At 63.0% G+C, this 26,013-nt stretch carries 24 protein-coding genes; 15 read left to right on the forward strand and 9 right to left on the reverse strand.

What is annotated here, in order from left to right:
* Positions 1–2,017, forward strand: a 2,017-nt coding sequence (topA, locus tag ACXJKO_RS17370) for a type I DNA topoisomerase (protein WP_457092343.1), incomplete at its 5' end; no start/stop codon positions are given.
* 1 nt (position 2,018) lies between these two features.
* A complete protein-coding gene (locus tag ACXJKO_RS17375; RefSeq protein ID WP_457092344.1) occupies positions 2,019–2,519 on the forward strand; it encodes an MgtC/SapB family protein in 501 nt (166 codons plus the stop codon).
* Here ACXJKO_RS17375 and ACXJKO_RS17380 read toward each other — a convergent pair.
* On the reverse strand, positions 2,516–2,698 hold the full coding sequence (locus ACXJKO_RS17380) for a hypothetical protein (RefSeq protein WP_457092345.1): 183 nt from the start codon (positions 2,696–2,698) through the stop codon (positions 2,516–2,518). The two genes, ACXJKO_RS17375 and ACXJKO_RS17380, sit on opposite strands and share 4 nt — an antisense overlap.
* Positions 2,699–2,947: 249 nt before the next feature.
* Here ACXJKO_RS17380 and parE point away from each other — a divergent pair, with 249 nt between their 5' ends.
* The 5 genes from parE (at position 2,948) to rpmG (ending at position 9,417) form a co-directional block, all read left to right on the forward strand.
* The gene (parE, locus tag ACXJKO_RS17385) at positions 2,948–5,008 is read left to right on the forward strand and encodes a DNA topoisomerase IV subunit B (RefSeq protein ID WP_457092346.1); all 2,061 of its coding nucleotides are present in this window, start codon (positions 2,948–2,950) and stop codon (positions 5,006–5,008) included.
* A 442-nt stretch (positions 5,009–5,450) separates the two neighbouring features.
* Positions 5,451–7,778: a ribonuclease R gene (rnr, locus tag ACXJKO_RS17390; RefSeq protein WP_457092347.1), complete on the forward strand. Its 2,328-nt coding sequence runs from the start codon at positions 5,451–5,453 to the stop codon at positions 7,776–7,778.
* Positions 7,779–7,790: 12 nt separating this feature from the next.
* A complete protein-coding gene (locus ACXJKO_RS17395; protein ID WP_457092348.1) occupies positions 7,791–8,276 on the forward strand; it encodes a DUF983 domain-containing protein in 486 nt (161 codons plus the stop codon).
* The gene (locus ACXJKO_RS17400; RefSeq protein WP_457092365.1) at positions 8,248–8,973 is read left to right on the forward strand and encodes an NUDIX hydrolase; all 726 of its coding nucleotides are present in this window, start codon (positions 8,248–8,250) and stop codon (positions 8,971–8,973) included. The genes ACXJKO_RS17395 and ACXJKO_RS17400 overlap by 29 nt, the downstream gene beginning before the upstream one ends.
* Positions 8,974–9,249: 276 nt before the next feature.
* Positions 9,250–9,417 (forward strand): 50S ribosomal protein L33, encoded by a 168-nt coding sequence (gene rpmG, locus ACXJKO_RS17405; protein ID WP_114185399.1) that lies wholly within the window; start codon positions 9,250–9,252, stop codon positions 9,415–9,417.
* Between the two features lie 82 nt (positions 9,418–9,499).
* Here rpmG and ACXJKO_RS17410 read toward each other — a convergent pair whose 3' ends face one another.
* From ACXJKO_RS17410 to ACXJKO_RS17420, 3 genes are all read right to left on the reverse strand, one after another.
* Positions 9,500–9,793, reverse strand: coding sequence for a hypothetical protein (locus tag ACXJKO_RS17410; RefSeq protein ID WP_457092349.1), 294 nt, complete (start codon positions 9,791–9,793; stop codon positions 9,500–9,502).
* A gap of 318 nt (positions 9,794–10,111) precedes the next feature.
* Positions 10,112–10,831 carry a histidine utilization repressor gene (hutC, locus tag ACXJKO_RS17415; RefSeq protein ID WP_457092350.1) on the reverse strand — a complete coding sequence of 240 codons (720 nt, stop codon included), beginning with the start codon at positions 10,829–10,831 and terminating at the stop codon, positions 10,112–10,114.
* A 36-nt stretch (positions 10,832–10,867) separates the two neighbouring features.
* Positions 10,868–12,226, reverse strand: a complete 1,359-nt coding sequence (locus ACXJKO_RS17420; RefSeq protein WP_457092351.1) for a formimidoylglutamate deiminase — start codon at positions 12,224–12,226, stop codon at positions 10,868–10,870.
* A 158-nt stretch (positions 12,227–12,384) separates the two neighbouring features.
* On the opposite strand from ACXJKO_RS17420, the gene hutI reads away from it, so the two are divergent.
* The 5 genes from hutI to ACXJKO_RS17445 are packed head-to-tail and all read left to right on the forward strand — an operon-like array spanning position 12,385 to position 18,235.
* Positions 12,385–13,590: an imidazolonepropionase gene (gene hutI / locus ACXJKO_RS17425; RefSeq protein WP_457092352.1), complete on the forward strand. Its 1,206-nt coding sequence runs from the start codon at positions 12,385–12,387 to the stop codon at positions 13,588–13,590.
* Positions 13,587–15,137: a histidine ammonia-lyase gene (hutH, locus tag ACXJKO_RS17430; RefSeq protein WP_457092353.1), complete on the forward strand. Its 1,551-nt coding sequence runs from the start codon at positions 13,587–13,589 to the stop codon at positions 15,135–15,137. Before hutI ends, hutH begins: the two co-directional genes overlap by 4 nt.
* The gene (gene hutG, locus ACXJKO_RS17435; protein ID WP_457092354.1) at positions 15,134–15,961 is read left to right on the forward strand and encodes an N-formylglutamate deformylase; all 828 of its coding nucleotides are present in this window, start codon (positions 15,134–15,136) and stop codon (positions 15,959–15,961) included. Before hutH ends, hutG begins: the two co-directional genes overlap by 4 nt.
* 14 nt (positions 15,962–15,975) lie before the next feature.
* Positions 15,976–17,640, forward strand: a complete 1,665-nt coding sequence (hutU, locus tag ACXJKO_RS17440) for a urocanate hydratase (protein ID WP_457092355.1) — start codon at positions 15,976–15,978, stop codon at positions 17,638–17,640.
* Positions 17,641–17,650: 10 nt separating this feature from the next.
* On the forward strand, positions 17,651–18,235 hold the full coding sequence (locus ACXJKO_RS17445) for a HutD/Ves family protein (protein WP_457092356.1): 585 nt from the start codon (positions 17,651–17,653) through the stop codon (positions 18,233–18,235).
* A 24-nt stretch (positions 18,236–18,259) separates the two neighbouring features.
* Here the strand turns inward: ACXJKO_RS17445 and ACXJKO_RS17450 are convergent, their stop codons facing one another.
* The 3 genes from ACXJKO_RS17450 to ACXJKO_RS17460 all read right to left on the reverse strand — a co-directional run bounded on the left by ACXJKO_RS17450 (position 18,260) and on the right by ACXJKO_RS17460 (position 21,502).
* Positions 18,260–20,149 (reverse strand): tetratricopeptide repeat protein, encoded by a 1,890-nt coding sequence (locus ACXJKO_RS17450; RefSeq protein WP_457092357.1) that lies wholly within the window; start codon positions 20,147–20,149, stop codon positions 18,260–18,262.
* 316 nt (positions 20,150–20,465) lie between these two features.
* On the reverse strand, positions 20,466–21,113 hold the full coding sequence (locus ACXJKO_RS17455) for a hypothetical protein (protein ID WP_457092358.1): 648 nt from the start codon (positions 21,111–21,113) through the stop codon (positions 20,466–20,468).
* 137 nt (positions 21,114–21,250) lie between these two features.
* A complete protein-coding gene (locus ACXJKO_RS17460; RefSeq protein WP_457092359.1) occupies positions 21,251–21,502 on the reverse strand; it encodes a hypothetical protein in 252 nt (83 codons plus the stop codon).
* Positions 21,503–21,607: 105 nt separating this feature from the next.
* Here ACXJKO_RS17460 and ACXJKO_RS17465 point away from each other — a divergent pair, with 105 nt between their 5' ends.
* The 3 genes from ACXJKO_RS17465 to ACXJKO_RS17475 all read left to right on the forward strand — a co-directional run bounded on the left by ACXJKO_RS17465 (position 21,608) and on the right by ACXJKO_RS17475 (position 23,418).
* Entirely contained in the window at positions 21,608–21,982 is a 375-nt protein-coding gene (locus ACXJKO_RS17465; RefSeq protein WP_457092360.1) for an SPW repeat domain-containing protein, read from the forward strand.
* Positions 21,983–22,053: 71 nt separating this feature from the next.
* The gene (locus ACXJKO_RS17470) at positions 22,054–22,233 is read left to right on the forward strand and encodes a hypothetical protein (RefSeq protein WP_457092361.1); all 180 of its coding nucleotides are present in this window, start codon (positions 22,054–22,056) and stop codon (positions 22,231–22,233) included.
* A gap of 66 nt (positions 22,234–22,299) precedes the next feature.
* Complete coding sequence (locus tag ACXJKO_RS17475) at positions 22,300–23,418, forward strand: FUSC family protein (protein ID WP_457092362.1); 1,119 nt, start codon at positions 22,300–22,302, stop codon at positions 23,416–23,418.
* Between the two features lie 6 nt (positions 23,419–23,424).
* Here ACXJKO_RS17475 and ACXJKO_RS17480 read toward each other — a convergent pair whose 3' ends face one another.
* Together ACXJKO_RS17480 and ACXJKO_RS17485 are read right to left on the reverse strand one after the other, a co-directional pair.
* Positions 23,425–25,266 carry an adenine deaminase gene (locus ACXJKO_RS17480; RefSeq protein WP_457092363.1) on the reverse strand — a complete coding sequence of 614 codons (1,842 nt, stop codon included), beginning with the start codon at positions 25,264–25,266 and terminating at the stop codon, positions 23,425–23,427.
* Between the two features lie 526 nt (positions 25,267–25,792).
* On the reverse strand, positions 25,793–26,013 hold a 221-nt coding region (locus ACXJKO_RS17485), incomplete at its 5' end, for a response regulator (protein ID WP_457092364.1).

Raw genomic sequence — 26,013 nt, forward strand, 5'->3', positions numbered from 1 at the left:
CAAGAAGGACTTGGAACTCGCCACCTTCTCGGTGGCGAATATTGAGGCCAAGCCCGCCAAGCGCCACCCCTACCCGCCCTTCACCACATCGACCCTGCAGCAGGAGGCCTCGCGCAAGCTTGGGCTTGCTCCGGCGCAGACCATGCGCATCGCGCAGCGCCTTTATGAGGGCGTCGATATCGGCGGCGAGACGGTCGGTATCATCACCTATATGCGTACGGACGGCGTCGATATGGCGCCGGAGGCCGTACAATCCGCCCGCCGGGTGATCGGCAAGGAATACGGCGACCGCTACGTGCCGGGCGTGCCGCGCAAGTACTCGACCAAGGCAAAGAATGCGCAGGAGGCCCACGAGGCTATCCGCCCGACCGACATGGGCCGCCTGCCGAAATACGTGGCGAAGTATCTGGAGCCCGAGCAGGCCCGCCTCTACGATCTCATCTGGACGCGCACCATCGCGAGCCAGATGGAATCGGCGGAGCTGGAGCGCACTACGGCCGACATCCTGGCCCAGGTTGGCCCGCGCAAGCTCGACATGCGCGCCACCGGCCAGGTCATCAAGTTCGACGGCTTCCTTACGCTCTACAACGAGAGCAAGGACGACGAGGCGGACGAAGATGAAGGCCGCCTGCCGCCGATGAAGACGGGCGACGGCCTGGAACGCCGCCGCATCAACGCGACGCAGCACTTCACCGAGCCGCCGCCGCGCTATTCGGAAGCATCGCTCGTCAAGCGCATGGAGGAGCTCGGCATCGGCCGTCCTTCCACCTATGCCGCCGTGCTGCAGACCCTGCGTGACCGCGAATACGTGAAGATCGAGAAGAAGCGCCTCGTTCCCGAGGACAAGGGCCGCATCGTCACGGCCTTCCTGGAGAGCTTCTTCCGCCGCTACGTGGAATACGACTTCACGGCCGATCTCGAAGAGCAGCTCGACCGGGTCTCGAACAACGAGATCGACTGGAAGCAGGTGATGCGCGAGTTCTGGCGCGACTTCTCCGCCGCCATCGGCGAGACGAAGGAGCTGCGCATGACGGAGGTGCTCGATGCGTTGAACGAGCTCCTCGGCCCGCACATCTTCCCGGACAAGGGCGACGGCTCGAACCCGCGCACCTGCCCGACCTGCGGCACCGGCCAGCTCTCGCTCAAGCTCGGCAAGTTCGGCTCCTTCATCGGCTGCTCGAACTATCCGGAATGCAAATTCACCCGCCAGCTCGCCGCCACAGGCGTCGATGGCGATGGGGACGGCTCGTCCGAGAACGGCGGCCAGCCCGGCGTGAGGGTGCTTGGCGCCGATCCTGATACGGGTGAGCAGGTCACCCTGCGCGATGGCCGCTTCGGCCCCTTCGTGCAGCTGGGCGAAGGCGAGAAGCCGAAGCGCTCTTCCTTGCCCAAGGGCCTCGCCCCATCCCAGGTGGATCTGGAGAAGGCGCTCAAGCTCCTCTCCCTGCCCCGTCAGGTGGCTATCCATCCGGAAAGCGGCGAGCCGATCCTCGCGAGCATCGGGCGCTACGGGCCTTATGTTCAGCACGGCAAGACCTACGCCAATCTCGGTGCGGGCGACGACGTGCTGGAGATCGGCGCGAATAGGGCTATCGACCTCATCGTCACCAAGGAAAGCGGTGGCGGCGGCGCCCGTCGCGGTGCTGCCGATCCGGGCCGTCCGGTGGGCGGTAACGACCCTGAATCCGGCAAGCCGATCGTGGTGAAGGCCGGCCGCTTCGGACCTTACGTGACCGATGGCGAGACCAACGCCACCCTGCCGCGCAGCATGGCTGCGGAAGCGGTGACACTGGACGAGGCCATCGAGCTTCTGAAGGTCCGCCGCGCGGCTGGCCCGTCGAAGAAGTCCGCCCGTGGCCGCAAGGCTCCGGCCAAGAAGGCCCCAGCCAAGAAGGCCGCGAGCTCGAAGAAGGCTCCGGCGAAGACCGCAACCAAGACTGCTGCCAAAAAGACGGCGGCGAAAAAGCCCGCCGCTAAAAAGACCCCTGCCAAGAAGTCTGCGAAAGCAGCCGAGTGAGATGCTGGAGTGGTTGTCCTGGTTTGAAGCCGAATATGCCGACAAGATCGAGATCACGCTGCGCCTTTGCGTAGCGGCTCTCGCGGGCATGGCTGTCGGCTTGAACCGGGATATTCACAACAAGCCGATCGGCATGCGGACGCTTGGCCTCGTCTCGCTCGGCGCGGCGACCGTCATCCTGTCGGGATCGGTCTATGAGGACCTGCATTTCGCCCAGGATGCGGTGAGCCGCGTGATTCAAGGAATCCTGACCGGCTTAGGATTTTTGGGAGCAGGCGCAATCCTGCGCGCGAAAGACGGGATGGAAGTTCACGGCCTGACGACGGCCGCGACTGTCTGGATTGCTGCCGCGCTCGGGGTCACCGCAGGGTTGGGCGCCTGGTTCATGACCTTCGCCGGCACGCTGATGACGTTGTTCCTGCTCACGTTTGCAAAACCGGTCGAGGAATGGCTGACGCGCTTGTTCACCGGCCGGGAGAAATCTGCCAAGGACGAGGATTAGAAAGCGTAGCTAAGAGCCAGCACGGCCACGGCTGCGATGGCAAGCCACATCAGGCTCGAGCCATAGGAGCTTTTGGCCGCTGGTGTGGTATCCGGCTCTTCGAAGGCGAAGGCCTCGCCGGCAATACGTGCCGCGCGATCCAGATGATGTTTCTGTGCCGGTCCYACCGTCGTGCGCATCGTTGCCCTCGCTCTCAATAAAGCCATGCTTAACTGACCAACGTGAACCAGAACTAAACAGTTCCTGATGTTAGTTGGAAGACATCCTTTAGAGGCACCTCCTATCCGCATTGAAACGGGGTCTCGTGGCTGCGATTTGTGGTTTGCGACCCCAAGACACCCTTTTCGTTTCCGTTTTGTTCACGTATACATACGGGCATGGGATATAGTGTAAAGAAAACCGAATCATCGAAACGGACCAAGGTCCCAATGACCGATAATGACGATCTCTTCGGGGGCGCTGCCGCCAAACGCGCGGCACCGGCCTCGGCTCGAAATGCAGCCGTGAAGGTTTCCCGCTCCGCGCCTCAAGCAGGCACGCCGAGTGAAGCCGGTTATGACGCTTCCACCATCGAGGTGCTGGAGGGGCTTGAGCCCGTTCGCCGTCGCCCTGGCATGTATATCGGCGGCACGGACGAGAAGGCCTTTCACCACCTCTTCGCCGAGGTGATCGACAACTCCATGGACGAGGCGGTCGCGGGACACGCGACCTTCATCGAGGTGGAGCTGGAGGAAGGCGGCTGGCTTTCGGTGACCGATAACGGACGCGGCATCCCGGTCGATCCGCACCCGAAGTTTCCGAAAAAGTCGGCGCTGGAAGTCATCATGACGACGCTCCACGCGGGCGGCAAATTCGACTCGAAGGTCTATGAGACCTCGGGCGGTCTGCACGGCGTCGGTGTATCGGTGGTAAATGCTCTCTCCGAAATCCTCGAGGTCGAGGTCGCGCGTGGACAGCAGCTGTACCGCCAGGTCTTCTCGCGCGGCATCCCGCAGGGTAAGCTCGAGACGGTGGGCCGCGTTCTCAACCGGCGCGGCACCAAGGTGCGCTTCAAGCCGGACCATCAGATCTTCGGCAAGGACGCCCATTTCCAGCCGCGCCGCCTGTTTAAGATGGCGCGCTCCAAGGCCTATCTCTTCGGCGGCGTCGAGATCCGGTGGAAATGCGCGCCGTCGCTGCTGGAAGGCACCGACAATGTCCCGGCGGAAGCCGTCTTCAAGTTCCCGAGCGGCCTGAAGGACTACCTGCTCCACGACATCGAGGGGAAGGAATTGGTCACGGACCAGCTCTTCTCCGGCAAGATCACCAAGCCCGGCAGCCATGGCTCGCTGGAATGGGCGGTCGCGTGGATGACGAACGAGGACGGGTTCTCCATCTCGTATTGCAACACCGTGCCGACCCCTGAAGGCGGCACGCACGAAAACGGCCTGCGCATCGCGCTGTTGCGGGCGCTACGCGACCACGCCGAGCGCGTTGGCCAGCAGAAGCGCATGGCGGCGGTGAACACCGACGACGTGATGGCCACCTGCGCCTCCATGCTCTCGGTCTTCATCCGGGAGCCGGAGTTCCAGGGCCAGACCAAGGACAAGCTGGCGACCGTGGAAGCGGGCCGCATCGTCGAGAACGCGATCCGCGATACCTTCGACCACTGGCTCGCAGCCGCTCCGCAGCAGGCCAACAAGCTGCTCGACTGGGTCATCGACCGGGCGGAAGAGCGCCTGCGCCGCCGCCAGGAGAAGGAAGTCGCCCGCAAGACCGCGACCCGCAAGCTGCGCCTCCCCGGCAAGCTGGCGGATTGCTCCAATGCCGGCGCGAAGGGCTCGGAACTGTTCATTGTCGAGGGCGACTCGGCAGGCGGCTCCGCCAAGCAGGCGCGCGACCGGGCCTCTCAGGCCATCCTGCCGCTTCGCGGCAAGATCCTGAACGTGGCCTCCGCAGGCAAGGACAAGCTGCACCAGAACCAGCAGCTCTCCGATCTCGTGCAGKCACTCGGCGCCGGCACGGGCTCCGGCTATCGCGATGCCGACCTGCGCTACGAGAAGGTCATCATCATGACCGACGCGGACGTGGACGGCGCGCATATCGCTTCGCTGCTGATCACGTTCTTCTACCGGCAGATGCCCCGTCTCATCGACGGCGGGCACCTCTATCTCGCCGTACCTCCGCTCTACCGCCTGAGCCAGGGCGCGAAATCGGCCTACGCCCGCGACGACGCGGACAGGGACCGGCTGATGAAGACGGTGTTCAAGGGCAGCGGCAAGGTCGAGATCGGCCGCTTCAAAGGCCTCGGCGAGATGCTGCCGGCGCAGTTGAAGGAAACCACCATGGACCCGAAGAAGCGCCTGCTTCTGAAGGTCGTCGTGGAAGCCGACGACAAGCCGGAAGCCAGCGATGCGGTCGAGCGCCTCATGGGCAACAAGCCCGAAGCCCGCTTCGCCTTCATCCAGGAACGCGCGGTCTTCGCAAACGAAGCCGATTTGGATATCTGACGGTTTCCAAGGAAACGGAAACTCAATGGCGCGGGGAGTTCCGCGCCATTTTTGTTTGGCTTCTTACAGCGGGTATTATTCCCGGCCGGAGCGCAGCGGAGAGGAAGGGATGACACTAGCGGAGCTTTGTCAGAAAAATTCGAGACCCATTTCCTTGCAAAATAAGGCGTTCCCAAAGCCCCTCGAAAATAATCCAAAAAATCTTCAAAAAGCCCGGAACCAACTTTGAGCCCGCTCGTTAATAGGCATCACCGGCCCATTCTGCCCCCACGGGCCGGTCCCTCAAAGGCTCCTTCACGGGGCCTTTTTTTTTGCCTTGAGCGTCCTTTACGCCGTCGATGGATCCGATGCCRCGTGTTGCGCGTCATTCCTGGAACAAGCCGGGCTAGCCGCAGCCAAGCTTGCATGCGACAAGTTCAGACGAACCTTAACGAGCTTTCCCTTGGCCAAACGTCCCAAATCCTCATCATCCTCCGCTCTTCTCTCCCGGGAGGATCTCGTCTCCTTCATCGCCAAGTCGCCGGGCAAGGTGGGCAAGCGCGAGATCGCGCAGGCCTTCAACATCAGGGGCGGCGACAAGATCTGGCTCAAGCAAATGCTGAAGGATCTGGAGATCGAGGGCGTCGTGGACCGGCGCGGCAAGCGGGTCCACAAGGCGGGCCAATTGCCTCCGGTGGTGATGGCCGATGTGATCAAGCGCGACCGCGACGGCGAACTGATCGCTGTTCCGACAGAATGGGACGAGGAGGAGCACGGCTCGATCCCGACGATCGTCATCATGCCGCCGCGCAAGCCGAAGCCCGGGATGCCGGTGGCGGGCGTGGGCGACCGGGCGCTGCTGCGGGTCGATCCGTTGAAGGCTGGCGATATCCACCACTATGTAGGCCGCGTCACGAAGATCCTTGCCAAGAAGCAGGCGCAGGTTCTCGGCATCTTCCGCTCGATGCCCGAAGGCGGCGGACGCCTGGTCCCGGTGGACAAGAAATCCCGCGATAAGGAACTCCTGATCATTCCCGGTGATGAGGCTGGCGCGCAGGACGGCGACCTCATCGCCGCATCCATCGTCAAGCACGGGCGCTTCGGCCTGCCCCAGGCCAAGGTGAAGGAGCGCCTGGGCTCGGTCAAATCCGAGAAGGCCGTGAGCCTGATCGCGATCCACGCCCACAACATCCCCAACGAATTTCCGAAGGCTGTGATCGACGAGGCAGWGGCCGTCAAGCCCGCGAGCCTAGCCGGGCGCGAGGACTGGCGCGACCTGCCGCTCATCACCATCGACCCCGCCGACGCCAAGGACCATGACGATGCGGTCCATGCCGCGCCGGACAAGGACCCGAACAACGCGGGCGGCTTCGTCGTCACCGTGGCCATCGCCGATGTATCGGCCTATGTGCGCCCCGGCTCCGCCATGGACCGCGAGGCGCTGGAGCGCGGCAACTCAGTCTATTTCCCTGACCGGGTCGTGCCCATGCTGCCGGAGCGGATTTCCAACAATCTCTGCTCGCTCCGCCCCCGCGAGGATCGCCCTGCCCTGGCGGTTCGCATGATCATCGGCCCCGACGGGCGCAAGAAGAGCCATACCTTCCACCGTGTGATGATGCGCTCGGCGGAGAAGCTCTCCTACCAACAGGCGCAAGCCGCCATCGACGGCAGGCCGGACGAGCTGACCAAGCCGATCCTCAACACCATCCTGAAGCCGCTTTGGGAGGGCTATGCCCTGCTGAGGAAGGCGCGTGATATCCGCGAGCCGCTTTATCTCGACCTGCCCGAGCGCAAGATCGTGCTGAAGGACGATGGCACGGTGGATCGCATCTTCGTTCCCGAGCGGCTGGAAGCGCACAAGCTCATCGAGGAGTTCATGATCCTCGCCAATGTGGCGGCGGCGGAAACGCTGGAGAAAGCGGGTTCGGACCTCGTCTACCGCGTTCACGACGAGCCTTCGCTGGAAAAGATGCGCTCCTTGAGCGAGGTGCTGGCCTCCGTCGGGATGAAGATCGCGACGCAAGGCGCTCTCAAGCCCGAATTGTTCAATCGCATCCTGCGTAGCGTCGAAGGCACCGAGCACCAGCTCTTTCTCAACGAGGTAGTCCTGCGCTCCCAGTCGCAGGCCGAATACTCGGCGGAGAATTACGGCCATTTCGGCCTGAACCTGAAGCGCTATGCGCATTTCACCTCCCCCATCCGCCGGTATGCGGACCTCATCGTCCACCGGGCGCTCATCACGGCGCTCAAGCTCGGCAAGGATGGGCTGCCGCCCGATACCACCCGCGCGGAGCTGATCGAGATCAGCGCCAAGATCTCGGCAGCGGAGCGCCGGGCCATGGCAGCGGAGCGTGAGACAATCGACCGCCTCGTCGCCCACTTCCTGGCGGACCGGATCGGGGCCACATTCGATGGACAGATCTCGGGGGTGACCAAGGCGGGTCTTTTCATCAAGCTGAGCGAGACCGGCGCGGACGGGTTCGTTCCGGCGGCGACCATCGGCGACGATTATTATCGCTACGATGAGAGAACCCACTCCATGCGCGGCCAGCACACGGGCGAGACCTACCGTCTTGGCGACAAGGTGGAAGTAAAGCTCGTGGAGGCAGCGCCCGTCGCCGGCGCCCTGCGGTTCGAACTGCTCACCAAGGGCAAGTTCACCGGCAAGGTGGGCGGCAGCTCTAAAAAGGGGGCGAAGCGGCCTCCTCGCGGAGCAAAACCTGCCAAGGCCGCAGGCGGTCGCGGTGGCGGCCCCACCCGGGTCAAGGTGAAGAAGCGCGGACGCGCCTGATAGGAAGTGATGATGCCTTTGACGATCGAAACCGTCCCGACGCCTGCCGCCGAGGTCACGGCGGTGCCGGCCATGAAGCGCGGATTCTTGGGCCGATGCCCGGCCTGCGCCAAGGGCCGGCTCTTCGGGCGGTTCCTGAAGGTGGCGGAGAGCTGCGATTCCTGTGGGACGGAGTTGCACCATCATCGCGCCGACGACCTGCCGCCCTATCTGGTGATCTTCATCGTCGGCCACGTCATCGGCTACGGCATTCTCATGACCGAAACCAAGATGGAGATGCCCCTCTGGGCGCATCTGGCGATCTGGCCGCTTCTGACGGTGATTTTGTGTCTTCTGCTGCTGCAGCCCGTCAAAGGCGCTGTCGTGGGGCTGCAATACGCGTTAGGAATGCACGGCTTCGGCGCCAACCGGAGCAAGGAAAATGCTGCAGGGGAGAACGCGGGTGACGGACGCACAGACACTGGCCGGGATGGATTCGCTAGTCGCCGAGGAGCGTAAGCCCGCCATCCCGACCCTTCGTCCCGTCGATGCGGCAACCCTGATCATCATCGACCGAAAGGGCAAGCACCCGAAGGTTCTCATGGGCAAACGCCATGCGGGCCACAAGTTCATGCCGGGCAAGTTCGTGTTCCCGGGTGGCCGCATCGAGGCGGGTGACCGCTCCATGGCCGTCACCGGCGCCCTGCACCCTCGGGCGGAGCAGGCCCTGATGGCACGTGTCACGCGCCCCTCCGTCCAGCGCAGCCGCGCCCTGGCGCTGGCGGCCATCCGGGAAACCTTCGAGGAAACCGGCCTCCTTCTCGGCACCAGGGATTACGGCAGCCCAGACCGCGTACCCGACGGCACCACCTGGGCCGCGTTCCAGGAGCATGGGATTTTCCCCGACCTGGAGGCCCTCCATTTCATCGGGCGGGCCATTACCCCACCGAAGCGGGTCAAGCGCTTCGACACCCGTTTCTTCGCCGTGGACCGCACCGCAATCGGCCATGAGGTCGAGGGCGTGATAAGCCCAGATTCAGAGTTGGTCGAACTGACTTGGGTGACGCTGGCGGATGCCCGCAAGCTCGACCTTCCGATCATTACCGGTGTGATCCTGACCGAACTCGAATCCAGGATCGCCGCTGGTTTCGGCCATCAGATCCCGGTCCCGTTCTTCTATCAGAAGCGCGGGCAGTTCATGAAGGAACTGCTCTAAAGCATTGTCATTCTTGCGATTCCCAGCCGAGATTAACTACGGGGAAGGGAATGCACCCATAGGCWAGGCCCTATGGATATCCTTCTCGGTCCTGACGGATCGCCAGAGAAAACACGTCAGGAAATCGCACGGTCCCGCTTCCAGAACCCTTGACGGAACCGGCATAATCGGGCATGGGAACGGCACGAATTTCCGGCCGGGCTCGCCCGGCCTTTGCGTTTCGGCCACGCCACGGGCCAACCGAGCGCGTGCCAACCGAACAAGAGGTCTAGACCCATGGCCAAAGCCGCAACGATCAAAGTGAAGCTCGTCTCCACCGCCGACACGGGCTATTTCTACGTCACCAAGAAGAACTCCCGCACGATGACCGACAAGCTCGCACTCAAGAAGTACGATCCAGTCGCGAAGAAGCACGTCGAGTTCAAGGAAGCCAAGATCAAGTAATCCTGGCTGCCAGAGCCCTGGCTGAAGTTTGAAACCGCCTCCTCACGGGGGCGGTTTTTCTTTTGGGGTGTCCGTCCTTTTTCTACCACGCTCGCAGAACTGGATTCTCGACCCAGATGCAGGTGGCAAGGTGGTCGGGGCGGATGCAGGTTCGACGGTCGATATATTGCTCGCGCGAGGCGCGGGTCTTGCCGGGAAGGATGATGCATTCGCTTTTCGCGAGGGCGTTCAGCAGGAGACTTTGAGCCGCTCTCCTCTCGCCCAATTGGAACAGCTCGTCATAGCGATGCATGACATCCAACTGGTAGCAGCCGATCGACCGCACAACGACGACGGCATCGGATTCGGAAGCGAGTGTCGTGGTCACACTCGCCATCGACCATATCAGAAGAGCGAGCCAAACCCGCTTCATCGTTTTCACTCACTGTACCCCTGACGATAGCAGCCACCTCCCTCTTCGGGTTTTAGACCGCCACGTCACCTTCTACGTTTCCTCTCGGCAGGACGCCGCCGAAGATCTGTGTCGTCGTTGGGATGCCCTGTCCGTCTCTTAGATAGAAATATGAAGCCGAAACGGTAGAACACAGCGAGGGTGATTGCGGGCTACCTCTGCTTGAGCGAAGCCACCCACTGAAGAGCGTGCGCACATGCAAGGCCAAGACGTCGGCGCATCGATTCGAGGATACGGCGGCAGCTAGTCCGAGTTGTTCTGCGATGACGGCGAGAACCGGCCGACGAGGCTATGCCGGTCTCCGGGATACGTGATCCGCGCCTCCGTCACAAAGGCGCCTGCCTGCCATGTGCGGCGCTCGAGCATCAGGCAGGCCGCGCCGGCATCGATCTTGAGAAGTTTCGCGAGGCGCGTATCGGCATTGACCGCGCGCACCACATGCTCTGCATCCGTCCAAGGCACACGCCGCAGCAGCCAGGTGCCCGGCGGGTCGTCCTTGAAGCGCTCGCCCGCCACTTCCGGCACAGTCGCCAGGTTGATCAGGCGCTGCTCGTAGGCCTCTGGCACATTGTTGACAGTATGAAGCGTCACGACGTTGAGAATGTCGGCTCCCACTGGGAGGCCGATCCGCTGCGCGCCCGCTGCATCCACCCTCTCGACGGCCTGATGTAGAATATCAAACCGATAGACGGTGCCCGCGCGAGCAGCTTCGAGTGCGAAATCCTGAATGGCGAGAACGGCGCGTTCCTGGCTCGGCTCCGCGACGACCGATCCAGCACGCCTGCGCCGGATGATGAGCCCGTTCGCGGCAAGCGCGGACATCACCTTGCTCACGGTCATGCGCGAGCAGCCATACTTGGCCATCAGCTCATGCTCGAACGGCACGCGATGCCCGGGCGGCCATTCGCCGGACATGATGCGCGCTTCGATGTCGTCCCGGATGCGTTGGTAGATCGGCTTCATATGTGGAACCAGCTTTCAGTCACGCCGGAGCCGACGTCAACCGACGATGCGAGTTATAGCGTTCTTATACCGGACTGTGATCGCATCGCGCTTCCGATGCCGGCCCTGGCTGACGACGGGCTTTCCACCCACGATTACCGCGTCAATGGCGGCTTTTCCGGCAACGAAGATGTAGGAATCGAGCCAGCGATCGCCGCAGAGTGAAGCGAGATCGGGATGGGCCTGATCGAGGATCACGAAATCGGCCCGGTGCCCGACCTCGATCGAACCGATCCGCCGTCCCAACGCACGCGCGCTGCCGTGGAGCGCGCCATCATAAAGGCTTCGCCCGGTCGATTGCCCCTCGCTCTGCGCCAGCACGTTGCGCGCCCTGCGCTTGAGTCGCTGGCTGTATTCGAATTGCTTGAGTTCGGCGGGCGCGCTGATCTCGATATTGGAATCGGAGCCAACGCCGAACGCGCCACCCGCCTCAAGATATTCGGGTCCGTTGAAGATGCCGTCGCCGAGATTGGCCTCGGTGATCGGGCACAGGCCTGCGACCGCGCCGCTTCCCGYCATCGCGTGGGTCTCGTCAACATCGAGATGCGTTGCGTGGATGAGGCACCAGCGCTCATCGACAGGCGCATGATCGAGAAGCCATGCAACCGGGCGCTGGCCGGACCATGCAAGGCAATCCTCGACCTCCTTCACCTGCTCGGCGACGTGAATGTGGATCGGGCCAGCCGGGTGCATTGTCAGAACCTCGGCGAGACTTTCCGGCGTCACCGCGCGCAGGCTGTGGGGGGCGATGCCGACGATGGCATCGTCCAATCCCGAAACGGCCTTGCGGACGCCTTCGACAAGCCGCGCGAAACCGGACACGTCATTGATGAAGCGCCGCTGTCCCTCTGTGGGAGCGGCACCGCCGAAGCCACCTTGGGCGTAGAAGACAGGCAACAGAGTAAGCCCTATCCCGGTCTCCTGCGACGCCGACGCGATGCGTCCTGCGAGTTCGGCGACGTCCGCATAGGGACGGCCGTCGATGTCATGATGCAGGTAGTGGAACTCGGCGAGCGCGGTGAACCCGCCTTCGAGCATCTCCATCATGGCGAAGGCGGCAATGGCTTCTACATCGTCCGGCGTGAGCTGTCCGAGAAAGCGGTACATGACCTGTCGCCACGTCCAGAAGCTGTCCCCGACAGGCCCACGCGTTTCCGCAAGGCCCGCCATGCCGCGCTGGAAGGTATGGCTGTGGAGGTTAGGCAACCCAGGCAGCGCAACGCCAGCAACCCGCTCGCGGCCCTCTGCGGTCGCATCGAGATGAACGGCGTGGATCATGCCGTCATCGATATCGAGGCCGACATTCCCGGCCCAGCCATCAGGCAACAGAGCGTGATCCAGAATGAGCTTTTGCATCACCGACAATCCCTCCATCCCGGTCTGGCCGCCAACGCCTGCGCGCTATCTTCTCACGAGAATGCCGAGAACCGGGGCATACGTCAAATTATGTATAGACATTATCGCCGACCGGTGCATATGTATAGACATTATTGAACGACCACCGGAGTGAATTCATGCGCTTCGACAGGATCTGGCTCAACGCCCGCCTTGCAACGCTGGCTGGAGAAAGCAGTCTCGGCATCGTAGAGAATGGTGCCATTGCAGCCACCGATGGCCGTATCACCTTCGTAGGCTCCATCGATAATCTGCCGAGCGGCTGGGATGCCAGGGAGCAGGTCGATTGCGATGGCCGCTGGATTACGCCCGGCCTCATCGACTGCCACACCCATCTCGTTTTCGGCGGTGACCGCGCCCATGAGTTCGAGCTGCGCCTCAACGGCGCAAGCTACGAGGAAATCGCACGCTCTGGCGGTGGGATCATCTCGACGGTGAAGGCGACGCGGGCGGCAAGCGAGGACGAGCTTGTTGCAAGCGCCCTGCCCCGTCTCGATCATCTGATCCGCGAAGGTGTGACGACGGTCGAGATCAAATCGGGTTACGGCCTCGACCTGGAAACCGAATCGCGCATGCTGCGCGCCGCACGACGCCTCGGCGAAATCCGCCCGGTTTCCGTCACCACGACGTTCCTCGGCGCGCATGCGCTTCCGCCCGAAGCGGAAGGTGACAAGGATGCATTCATCGCCCGTGTCTGCAACGAGATGCTGCCGGCGATTGCCCGCGAAGGCCTCGCTGACGCGGTGGATGCGTTCTGCGAAGGCATCGCCTTCTCGCCCGAGCAAACCGCGCGCGTCTTCGATGCGGCGAAGGGCTTGGGTCTTTCGATCAAGCTTCACGCGGACCAGCTCTCCAACCTTCACGGCGCGAAGCTTGCCGCAGAGTACGGCGCACTCTCCGCCGATCATCTCGAATACACCGATGACGACGGTGCCGCCGCCATGGCGAAAGCGGGCACCGTCGCTGTGCTGCTGCCGGGCGCGTTCTACATGCTGCGCGAGACGAAGCTGCCGCCAATCGCCGCCTTCCGCGCGCATGGCGCGCGCATGGCGCTGGCAACCGACTGCAATCCCGGCACGTCGCCGCTCACCTCCCTTCTGCTCACCATGAACATGGGCGCGACCTTGTTCCGCATGAATGTCGAGGAATGCATCGCCGGCGTCACCCGCGAGGCCGCCCGCGCGTTGGGTCGTCTCGATGAATGCGGCACGCTGGAGCCCGGAAAATTCTGCGACCTCGCAATCTGGGATATCGAGCGCCCGGCGGAGCTCGTCTACCGCATCGGTTTCAACCCACTTCACGCCCGCATCTGGAGAGGCCAGTGACCAAGACCCTCACACTCATTCCCGGCTCGGTAACACTCAGCAACTGGCGCCGCGTCTATCGTGGCGCAGAGATCGAACTCGACCAGAACTGCCGCCCGCGCGTCGAGGCTGCAGCCAGAACAATCGAGGCCATCGTCGCGAAGGGCGAACCGGTCTACGGCATCAATACCGGTTTCGGAAAACTCGCGAGCGTTCGCATCGGCACCGCCGATCTGACGACGCTCCAGCGCAATATCGTGCTGTCGCACGCAGCTGGCGTGGGTGAGCCACTTCCGGTGTCTGTGGTGCGTCTGGTGATGGCGCTGAAGCTCGCGAGCCTCGCGCAAGGCGCATCGGGCGTACGCTGGTCCACCATCGAGCATCTTACGGCTTGCCTGAAAGCCGGTCTCGTTCCCGTCATTCCCGGCCAAGGCTCTGTCGGCGCTTCGGGCGATCTCGCGCCTCTCTCCCATATGACCGCTGCTCTCATGGGTGTCGGCGAGTTCTTCGTCGATGGAACGCGGATGCCTGCGGAAGCCGCGTTAGCCCGCGCCGGTCTCGCGCCGCTCGTGCTGGGACCGAAGGAAGGGCTCGCTCTGCTCAACGGCACGCAGGTCTCGACGGCGCTCGCACTCGCCGGTCTCTTCGAGGCAGAGCGTGTGTTCCAGGCGGCACTCGTCACAGGCGCTCTTTCCACCGATGCGGCGAAGGGGTCCGATGGCCCGTTCGATGCGCGCATCCAGATGCTGCGCCGCCATCGCGGGCAGATCGAGGTGGCCGCCTCACTTCGCACCCTGATGCAGGGCAGCGCCATTCGCGCCTCGCATCTCACCAACGACGACCGCGTGCAGGACCCCTATTGCCTGCGCTGCCAGCCGCAGGTGATGGGCGCAGTGCTCGACCTGCTGCGGCAGGCCGGTGAGACGCTGGGCACGGAAGCGAACGGCGTTTCCGACAACCCGCTCGTGTTCTCGGATACGGGTGAAGTGATTTCGGGCGGCAACTTCCATGCAGAGCCTGTAGCTTTTGCCGCCGACATGATCGCCATGGCCCTGTGCGAGATCGGCTCCATCGCCGAGCGCCGCATCGCCATGCTGGTGGACCCGAGCCTGTCGGGCTTGCCCGCGTTCCTGACGCCGAAGCCGGGCCTCAACTCCGGCTTCATGATCCCGCAGGTGACAGCTGCCGCGCTCGTGTCGGAGAACAAGCAGCGTGCCTATCCGGCAAGTGTGGATTCCATCCCCACCTCCGCCAACCAGGAAGACCACGTGTCCATGGCGACCCATGGCGCGCGCAGGCTTCTTCCGATGGCGATGAATACGGCCAACGTGATCGGTATCGAGCTTCTTGCCGCAGCACAGGGCTGCGACTTCCATGCGCCTATGCAATCCAGCGACCGGCTGGAGCGCGCACGCTCCCTGCTGCGGGCCAAGGTCGCGCATCTCGACGACGACCGTCATATGGCGCCCGACATGGAACTGGCGACAGACCTCGTTGCCTCAGGCGCACTCGCGGAGGCTGCCGGAGCCGACGCACTTCCACTGGTCACGGACGAGGTGCGCTCATGAGCGATACGGCATGGCTATCTGTCAGACGCGGTGACGCTCCGCTCGTGGTGAGCCTGCCGCACACCGGCACCGAGATCCCCGATCCCTACGACACCGGCCTCGTCTCACCCTGGCTCGCGCGCAAGGATGCGGATTGGTGGATCGAACGCCTTTATGATTTCGCCACCGACCTCGGCGCGACAATCATCCGCACGTCTATCTCGCGCACGGTGATCGACGTAAACCGCGATCCCAGCGGCGTTTCGCTCTATCCCGGTCAGGCCACGACGGAACTTTGCCCAACCACGACATTCGATGGTGAACCGCTCTATGAACCCGGCAAGGAGCCGGATGCAAGCGCCCTAACCGAGCGCCGTGCGCGCTTCTTCGATCCATATCACGCGACGTTGAGAACCGAGATCGAGCGCCTGCGCTCAAAGCATGATCATGTGGTCATCTATGACTGCCACTCGATCCGCTCGGTCATTCCGCGTCTGTTCGAAGGCACCCTGCCCAACTTCAACATCGGCACCAATGGCGGCGCGACATGCGCTCCTGAGCTGAGCGCCGCCATCGAGAAGCTCTGCGCCGACAGCGAATTCAGCCACGTGGTCAACGGGCGCTTCAAGGGCGGCTACATCACCCGCAGTCTCGGTGAGCCTGACAAAGGCGTTCATGCGGTCCAGATGGAACTTGCCTGTCGCGGCTACATGAATGAGCCGCTCGGCCCCGTTGCCGAGGGGCAATGGCCGACGCCTTATGATGAGGCCTATGCCGCGCCGATGCGCGAGGTTCTCACGCAAATTCTCAAAACCTGTCTCACTTTCGCTCAATCCAAAGCCTGACCGAGGATACGTTCATGACCCGCATCGACAATGCCCGCGTGATCCGCGCCGCCCACGGCACCGAACTGTCGGCCAAGAGCTGGCTGACGGAAGCGCCCCTGCGCATGCTGATGAACAATCTCGATCCGAACGTCGCCGAGAAGCCCGGCGAACTCGTCGTGTATGGCGGCATCGGACGCGCTGCCCGCGATTGGGACAGCTTCGACCGCATCGTCGCTGCGCTGAAAAATCTCGAGGCGGATGAGACGCTGCTGGTTCAATCCGGCAAGCCCGTCGGCGTGTTTCGGACGCACGCGGATGCGCCGCGTGTGCTGATCGCGAACTCCAACCTCGTGCCGCATTGGGCCAATTGGGACAAGTTTCACGAACTCGACCGCAAGGGCCTCATGATGTACGGCCAGATGACGGCCGGYTCCTGGATCTAYATCGGCACGCAGGGCATCGTGCAGGGCACCTACGAGACCTTCGTGGAGGTGGGCCGCCAGCACTATAACGGGGACCTCTCCGGCCGCTGGATTCTCACCGGTGGCCTCGGCGGGATGGGCGGCGCGCAGCCGCTTGCCGCGACCATGGCGGGCGCATCGTGCCTTGCCGTCGAATGCCAGCCGAGCCGCATCGAAATGCGTCTGCGCACGGGCTATCTCGACCAGCGCGCCGATACGCTGGAGGAGGCCATAGCGATCATCGAGCAATCCTGCCGCGACAAGAAGCCTGTCTCGGTGGGCCTGCTCGGCAATGCCGCCGAAATCTTCCCCGAAATCTACCGGCGCGGCATCCGCCCGGATGCAGTGACGGACCAGACCTCSGCRCATGATCCKRTCAACGGCTAYCTGCCGAAGGGCTGGACGCTTGCCGAGTGGGAAGCCAAGCGCGAGAGCGACCCCAAGGCGGTGGAACATGCCGCGAAGGAATCCATGGCCGTGCACGTGCGCGCCATGTTGGATTTCCACAAGGCCGGTGTTCCAACCCTCGATTACGGCAACAACATCCGCCAGATGGCGAAGGAGGAAGGCGTTGGCAACGCCTTCGACTTCCCAGGCTTCGTCCCGGCCTATATCCGCCCGCTCTTCTGCCGTGGCATCGGGCCGTTCCGATGGGCTGCTCTGTCGGGCGATCCGGAGGACATCTACAAGACCGACGCCAAGGTGAAGGAGCTGTTGCCGGACAACAAGCATCTCCACAACTGGCTCGACATGGCGAAGGAGCGCATCAAGTTCCAGGGCCTGCCCGCCCGCATCTGCTGGGTGGGTCTCGGCGACCGACATCGCCTCGGCCTCGCCTTCAACGAGATGGTGGCGAAGGGCGAGCTGAAGGCTCCCATCGTAATCGGCCGCGACCATCTCGATTCCGGCTCGGTCGCCAGCCCGAACCGCGAGACGGAGGCCATGAAGGACGGCTCGGATGCGGTTTCCGACTGGCCCCTGCTCAACGCGCTTCTTAACTGCGCCTCGGGCGCGACCTGGGTTTCGCTGCACCACGGCGGCGGAGTCGGCATGGGCTTCTCGCAGCATTCGGGCATGGTCATCGTCTGCGATGGCACGCAGGAAGCCGCCAAGCGCGTCGAGCGCGTGCTCTGGAACGACCCGGCGACGGGGGTGATGCGCCACGCCGATGCGGGCTATGATATCGCCATCGATTGCGCCCACGAGTTCAACCTGAATCTGCCGAGCCTGCGTTGAGGTTTTCGCCATGACCCTGCGTGTCATCCGCAATGGAGATCTCGTCCGCGTTCCATGGAAGAACGGCGGCGGGACGACGGCGGAAGTGGCGAGTTTTCCGGAAGGTTCGACGCTGGACACGTTCGGATGGCGCATCAGCATGGCCGATGTGGCGTCCGACGGCCCGTTCTCGAACTTTCCCGAGATCGACCGCACGCTGATCCTCGTCGAGGGAGCAGGCATCGAGATCGAGGCGGCGGGAGCATCCCACCGTCTCGATCCGGGATCGCCCCTGCTCTCATTTCCCGGCGATGTTCCGACGCAGGCGCGTCTGCTCTCGGGGCCGATCCGCGATCTCAACGTGATGACGCGGCGCGGACGTTTCGGGCATCGCACCGCGCTCATTCAGGCCGGTGCCATCACCCCATCCGAGAACTCCCACGCCGCCTTCATCTTCGCCTTGGATACGGCATTGGGGCTGTCCGCCGGATCGGCAAAGTATGTTCTTCAGCCGTTGGACGCGGTTATGCTCGATGCGGCCAGGGACAAAGTCGTGTTGTCGGGTCCGGGCCGCGCCATTCTCGTCGAGATCACGGAGCCCGAGACCGGCGCTTGACCCGCTCCCGGGCTTTGCGTGACTTTAAAGCTGGTCGAGGGACGGCATGGTCGTCCCGAACCAGTTCTTGCTCACCAGGGCACGCGCCTCTTCGGCCGCCTGCTTGTCGCCCATCGCCTCGGCGGCGTTGAGCAGGCCCGCCGCCGCCCAGCCGTTGTTGGGGGAACGGTGCAGCGCCTCGCGGAACGCGGCCGCTGCCTCCTGCGGCTTGCCCTGCGCCATCAGGGCAGCGCCGAGCGACTGATGCACCGGGTAGTACCAGAACGGCGGCTCCATATAGGGCAGTTGATCCTGAATGGCGGCAGCCTCGGCAAAGAGTGTGGCTGCCTTGCCGGGATCGGCTGCTTGCTGCGCGATGCGCGCGTTGATCTCCTTCACACCGATTTCCATCACAGCCGGCCCGGGCACGCCCAGATCCGGCATCGCCAGCACGTCGGGAGTCTTGGCGAGCGCAGAGATTGCATCGGCCTCCGCGCGGGCTTCATCCGCTCGCCCGAGCCGCGCCAGGGCGACACCGCGTGCATAATGCCAAGCCGCTCCTACGAACGGGAACGAGGCATCGGGCTCCTTGACCGAAAGCACATCCTCCGGCTTGGTGAAGAGCGCATGCGCGTAGTACTGCGCGGCCACGATGGGCTGCGTCCACGGCACCTCGCGCTGTGTTCGGTCGGAGACGATGCCTGCGAGCTTCTGCGCGGCGTCGATGGATGTCTTTCCATCGCCGCCAGTCAGGGCGGACACCATCACGAAATGCACGTTATGAGCATAGTACCCTTCCGAGTAGAGCAGGCTCGCCCCGCCCTTCCCGAGGAGCGCCTCGTCAGCCGCAGCGGCTTTCACATTGGCGTCGAGGCTGTCATGCCAGCGCCCCAGCCGATACCAGATATGGCTCGGCATATGCACCAGATGGCCCGCACCCGGCATGAGCGCAGCAAGCTTCTCCGCGTAAGGCGCGGCCTTTTCCGGATGGTCGGATGACTCCATGGCGTGAATGTAGAGATGGATGGCGCCGGGGTGATCGGGCTTCGCCACCAAAGGACCGTATGGCCGCTCACCGATCACGCCTTCGATCAGCGCGACCATCTTTTCCGTCTTGCCCTTCGGCGTGCGGCCGCCATCGGCCCAGTAATCCCAGGGCGTCAGGTTCATGAGGGCGTCTGCCGTGAGCAGCGCGATGTGCGGATCTTCAGGATAGCGCGCCTGCAGCGCCTCCATGGCATCCGCATAGGCTTGGTTCAAAGCCCCGCGGTCGGCATTCGGGTCAGGCGAATAACGCTTCGAGAGAGCGTCCACCAGAGCCACCTGCATCTCGCCGCCGGAAGGAGCGACCTTCTTCGCCTGTTCGAGAACATCGAGCGCTCGCTTGTTGGCGTCCTCGGCCATCGGGTAATTGATGTGAGGCCCCAGAACCCAGGCCTCGCCCCAGAGGCACATGGCGCAATTCGGGTCTGCCGCCTGCGCGGCCCTGAATGCCCTCGCCGCCTCGGCATGGTTGAAGCCCCAGCCCAGGCGATAGCCCTGGTCGAAATAGCTCTGCGCCTCGGTGTTCGACTTGCTGGCGACCGGCCAGCTCAAAGTCCCGAAATTATCCATAAGCGGCGGCTTGGCTTCGCTCGAAGGTGCCGCCGCTCCGTGCGGGAGATCGCGGCTGTAGCTGCCGAGTTCGGTCTTTGCGACGGGRGACTGCCCGGAGGATTGGAGCTGCGCCATGACACTGTGGTGGCCGGAGGCATGGTCATCGGCCACTTTGCCGCCGTTCTGCTGCAAGGCGTGCAGCAGCTTCACCCTCGGGCTGTCATGACTGCCGAGCGGGCAGCCCAGCGCCGAACTTGCTGCAAGCGTTAGCATGGCGACCGAGGAGAAGAGAAGGAGGCGTGCGAAGGGGTTCGCACGAGAGATGTGCTGGCTGATCATGAGAGCGTTCCCCATTTCGATTGCGAATGGTGCCCCGCGGGCGGATCGATCTTTTCAGCTTGTGGGCTTTTGAGGCTTGGGCTGCACAGGGCCATAGGCTGCGCAGGCGCCTCCACAGGCGAAGCGTTGGCGTCTCGATGCCGTCGATCATGGGCTGCACCCTCTTGCATTGCGACGGATACAGCATGGCACCAATACTCCGCCGAGTAAGTGCGCTTCATCACAATCCATGAATGGGAATGCACAATAAGAAAGCCGCCTCCTCGCGGAGACGGCTTCGAATTTTCACTGTCACGAAAGCGCTGCCGCGCTTTCCTCAGTAATTGTAACGGCCTGGACGTGGCCTTACGATCGCACCGGTCGTCACCACGTCCCGGCGAGGCGCGCGGACGACCTGAGTGCGATAACGAGGCTGCTGGTACACCACACGGGTGCGATAGCGCGGCTGATAGACCACGCGGTCGCGGTAGACAGGAACGTTTCGATAAACGACGCGCGTGGCTACTGGCCGACGGTAGTATCCATAAGAATATGGATTGTAAGCGTATCTGTAGCCGTAAGCCGGATAGCCATAGCCGTATCCATAAGCCGGATAGGTAGTCGCCGGGTAATAGTTGTATCCGTATGCCGGATAACCATAATAGCCTGGATATCCATACCCGTAGGCCGGTGTCGCGGCTGCGGTGATGAGACCGCCGAGCAATGCGCCACCGATCAGGCCAGCCGCAACGGCGCCGCCATTGTTCCAGCCTCCGCCACGGTAGTAGTATCCGCCGCCACGCCAACCAGCACCGCGCCAGCCACCGCCATTCCAACCACCACCGTGCCAACCACCGCCACGCCAACCCCCGCCATGCCAGCCACCGCCGCGCCAGCCACCGCCGCGCCAGCCCTGGGCATCGGCCGCGTTGATGGTTGCAAGGGTAATGAGGGCGGCACTCGAGAGCAGAAGAATTTTCTTCATCGCCATACTCCTGCGAAGGCACAAGTATTTTCTCTCGCAAGACAATTCGGAAAAGGCCGAATGTTTCCAAGCTTGGCAAGCGACCGAGACAATTTGCTCAGGCCAAGAGTTGCGGCCGTCGAAAATGGCGCAACAAACTAGCGGTCGGCTTGAAAGAAGCCCTGGAAGTTTTGCAGCCATTGCGCGAGCCAAATCTCGAAAGCTGCCTTGGCGGCTTCGTCCGTGGTGCCGTAGCCCCAGGCATCCTCTTGGAGCGGCGTCGACCAGATCCAGAACCTGTTGCTGCCGTCGTAATCGACGCTACCCACTTCCACCGATCCGACCGTGCCGACATAACGATTGAGCGGCACGCCAGCTACGCGGTCCTGCCGCCATTGAATTCTGCTCATGGCCGCGATCTAGCGCATCGGGCCACCGGCGCAAGCCAATACCGATCTCACCGGAACAGGTGCGCCACCACAACGTTGCCGAAGCATCCGAGGAAAGGTGTCGGCATGCGTTTCCTTCCAACGAGCGCTCACGGCGTTATCGACTATATCTGGGGCATCGCCCTGTTCGCATCGCCATGGCTTTTCGGGTTCGAGGATGTGATCGCCGCCAAATGGGTCGCTATCCTGTTCGGGGTGGGAGCCATCCTCTACTCGCTGTTCACCTCCTACGAGCTTGGCGTCCTTCATATCATCCCGATGCCGATGCACCTCGTTATCGATGGCGCCGCAGGCGCGCTGCTTGCCGCCTCGCCTTTCCTCCTCGGCTTCTCGGATCGGGTCTATGGACCTCATGTGGCCTTCGGCCTGGTCGCCATCGCGGCCAGTCTCGTCACGCGTATGGAGCCCAGCTTGCCCAACGGGCACCGCAAGCCCGCCTGATCAAATCCTGAATCTTGAATTGACGGGCGTATCGGACGGGCGCAGCATCCTGGGATCCAAGGGAGGCGCTCATGTTCGAACAAGCTGCCGCGCTCAGCGAAGCATTTCGCCAAAGTGCTCCACGGATGCAGGGAACGCTGCGGATGGCCATGAAAGGCTGCCCGAAATGCGAAACCCAGCAGATGATTGCCGCGCCCGTTCTCGGCATCTGCGAGGAATGCGGCTCCGAGCTGCAGGTCCTCGACGAATAGGGACGAAACCGGCCGGGCTGGCACCACTGGCGGACCAGACCTTGTGCTGTGCGTTCGGAGTATCGCATGGCATCGGGTAAGTGGATCGAAAAGGCTGCGGGACGGATCGGCGCACGGCAGGCCGAACTGAAGCTCGCCCTGCGCGTGACGATTGCCGGCACCCTCGCCTTTGCCATCACACGAGCCTTCGATCTGCCACAGGGCTATTGGGCCGCCATCACGGCCGTGGTCGTCATGCAGGCAAGCGTCGGCGCTTCGCTGAAAGCAGCCGTCGAGAGGTTCAGCGGCACCGTGGCAGGCGCGATCTATGGCGGCATGATCACCGCTTTCATTCCCCACAGCTCCGCCTTGAGCCTGAGCCTCGCCATCGCCCTAGCTTTGTTTCCCCTGGCGCTTCTCGCGGCCATTTATCCGAGCTTTCGCGTGGCACCGGTGACGTCTCTCATTATGCTCTTGCCGCCGACAGGACAGGCGCTCGGGCCGCTTGCGACGGTGGTCGACCGGGTTGCGGAAATCACCCTCGGCAATATCGTGGGCGTCGTCGTGTCCCTATTCGTGCTGCCAGCCCGCGCTCATACGCTCATGTCGGAAGCCGCCGCCAAGGTCGTCGCGTTGAATGCCGAGCTTGTTTCCGTGCTCATCGGCGAACTGATCGGCGAGCCCAAAGGCCGGACGGCTTTGCAAGCCCTTCACCCGCAGATCCGTTCGGCTCTCAAGAAAGCTGAAGCCGCGGCGGACGAAGCGGCGCGCGAGCGACGAAGCCATCTCACCGATGCGGTCGATCCCGAGCCGCTCATTCGAACGCTGTACCGCGTGCGTCATGATCTGGTGATGGTGGGAAGGGCCTCGGCCAATCCCCTGCCCGCTCCCATTCTGGAGCGCCTCGGCACCGCATTGGCGGTGCTGCGCGACGAGACGCGCAATTTGCTTTTCGATCTGTCGAAAGCTTTGCGCGCCCAAAAATCGCCGCCCGATGCCGATGCATTCGAAGCAGCTCTCCACGCCTTCGTTTCAAAGACGGAAATTCTGCGCTCGCACGCCCTCACTTCCGATCTGACCTATGGCAGTTTCGGCCAGGTCTTCGCGCTGGGCTTCGCCTTCGAGCAATTGCGCAAAGATCTGGGAGACCTGCTTTCCCGCACGCAGGAACTGGCTGCCAGTAGCAGCATTCCTGCGGCGGAATAAGTATGCTTATCGCTCATACAGAGGAACGAGTTCCATCTCCGGCACCAGAACGAGTCCCTTGTCGGTGATCCGGATTTCCGGGATCACGGAGAGTGGGATCAGGTTGAAGCCCATATAGGGAATCTTGCAGCCCGCTTTTTCCCACGCGGCTTTCAGCGCGCGTGTTTCCTCGGCGACCTCGGTCACGCGCTTGTCGGAGAGAAGGCCCGCGATGGGCAGCGCCACCATGGCGATGACCTTGCCCTGATCGACCACGCAGACACCACCCTGCGCCTCGATGATGGTGTCGAGCGCGAGCTGCATGTCGGCCTCGTTGGTGCCGGCAACGATCAGGTTATGCGAGTCGTGACCCACACTGCTTGCAACCGCGCCGCTCTTCAGGCCGAAATCCTTGAGCAAGCCATGCGCCACTCCCGCGCCGTTCGTGTTGCCGTGACGTTCGATGACCGTGACGAAGGTGAGATCGTTCTTGGACAGAAGCGCGTCCCAGCTTTCCTCTTTCTGCAATTCCACCTTGTCGTGGAACAGCACGATGCCGGGCAGCGCCACGCGGATGACGTTGGCCGTGATGGCGGATGTGGGAAGCTCCGGTATCAGCTTGGGCCGCTGCGAGACATGCACGGTGCGATAGGCTTCCGCAGGATAGCGATAGCGGTTCGACAAGGCCTGATCGAGCACGGGCGTGATCTTCTTGTTCTCGACCACGAGCTCGCCGCCATACCATGTGTTCTGCACTTCGAGATCGTCGTTGAGCAGAACGAGATCGGCGCGGCGTCCGCCGCCGAGACCACCGATCTCGCCTTCCATGGCGAAGCGGGTGGCGGGATGCAGCGAGCCCATGCTCCAGGCCTGTTCGCGGCTCATGCCGGCGCGGCGGGCTTCGCGCGTCACCCAATCCATGCCGAACATCATGAGATCGTCCGCATCGCGGTCGTCGGTGCAGACGCAGATGCGTTTATGCGAGGAACCCAGTTCCGTGATCGTCTTGATCGCTTCTGGCAGCGAATGCCACGGGGTCGTGGGCGGACCGCCACGCAGGAAGATCCACACGCCCGCATCGAGCAGATCATCGGCAATGTCGCGGTCGATCGCCTCGTGAGTATCGGTGACGCCGCTTGCGGCATAGGCCGCGACGAACTCGCGTCCGTAGATATGGCCCGACACGGGCTTGCCGCGCTCCAGCGCGGCGGCAATTATCGCGTGGCTTCGCTCGTCGCCCATGGTCACGGGCACGAAGTCCATCTTCTCGCCAAGCGCCGCAGCCTCGGGCCAGCGGTCGAAGATTGCCGCGATCTTGTCGGGCGTCAGGTCGCCACCCGCTGTCTCCAATTCAGGTGATGTGGCAGGCACCGTGCTCGGCACTGTGAGGAAAATGGAGAGCGGCGCATGGCGCGCATCTTCCAGCATCATCTCGATGCCGGCTGCATCCATCACGTTGCCGATCTCGTGACTGTCGCAGAAGATCGTCGTGGTACCGTTGAGCAACGCGGCCTCCGCATAGGCGCAGGCCGTGATCATGCTGCTCTCGATATGGATGTGCGGATCGACCAGACCGGGCGCGACGATGCCGCCCTTCGCATCATAGACCCGACCCGGCGCGCCCTTCACCTGCTTATGGGCACCCGCAGGCTTCACGGCCGCGATGCGCCCGCCCGCGATCCATACCTCGCGCTCGGGCGCGATCCGCTCGCTATAGGTAGAAAGCACCCGTGCGCCCGTGATCACCAGATCGGCAGGCATCCGGCCAGAAGCCACATCCGCCAGCCGCCGGGTCATGGTGGAGAGCGGCGCCACGGAGAAGCGCGTCAGCGCCGATTTCGGAGGAAGCGAGGGCTTGCGTTGGTCCATGGTCGATCCCCTTCTGTGCGAACGATGCCAAAGGAAATATTCCCTAACGACATCGGCCATCTGGCTTAATAGTCACGGCCAAGCTTAAGCCGCAAGCTGGCGCTCTGTGAACATTGTCGATTCGTGATCCGGCAATACCGGTTCCGACAGAGATGAAGGGAAAGCTAGAACCTCGGCAGATCTACGACAGGGCTACCCTGGCGGGAGCAGACAACAAAAAAAGCGCCTCGAGGGCGCTGTCGGAGACTGAGGTGGCCAGTTGGAGAGCAGCGTTGAGGAGGCAACGATCCGCTTCCAACTGGCCGAGCCCACGAAGTCCCAGGAGATGCGGCGGACCTGAGCATCCGTAGGGCATTTCTTCCGCCGAGGCGGATAAGATAGCTTGAACATATTGGAAACATGCGCCGATGCAAGCGCATATGTGGCGGAAAAACAGCATTTTCCCAAAAAAGTTAACCCCCACTTGCYAATGGTTTAGGGCCTACCTGGGAGCTACCTCTTTTCTTACCCCGAAAGGGCTAGGCTCTTAGGAGGATGCGTCTTCCGCTTCGAGATAAGTCTTTACCGTCGCTATGAATTTCGACACCGAGATCGGCTTGGACATATACGCCTCGCAACCCCCCTCGCGAATCCTCTCCTCGTCGCCCTTCATGGCAAAGGCCGTGATCGCGATGACGGGGATGGATTTCAGCTCCTCGTCGGCCTTCAGCCAGCGCGTCACCTCCAGGCCGGAGACCTCCGGTAGCT

The sequence above is a fragment of the Microvirga sp. P5_D2 genome (genome assembly GCF_054049475.1).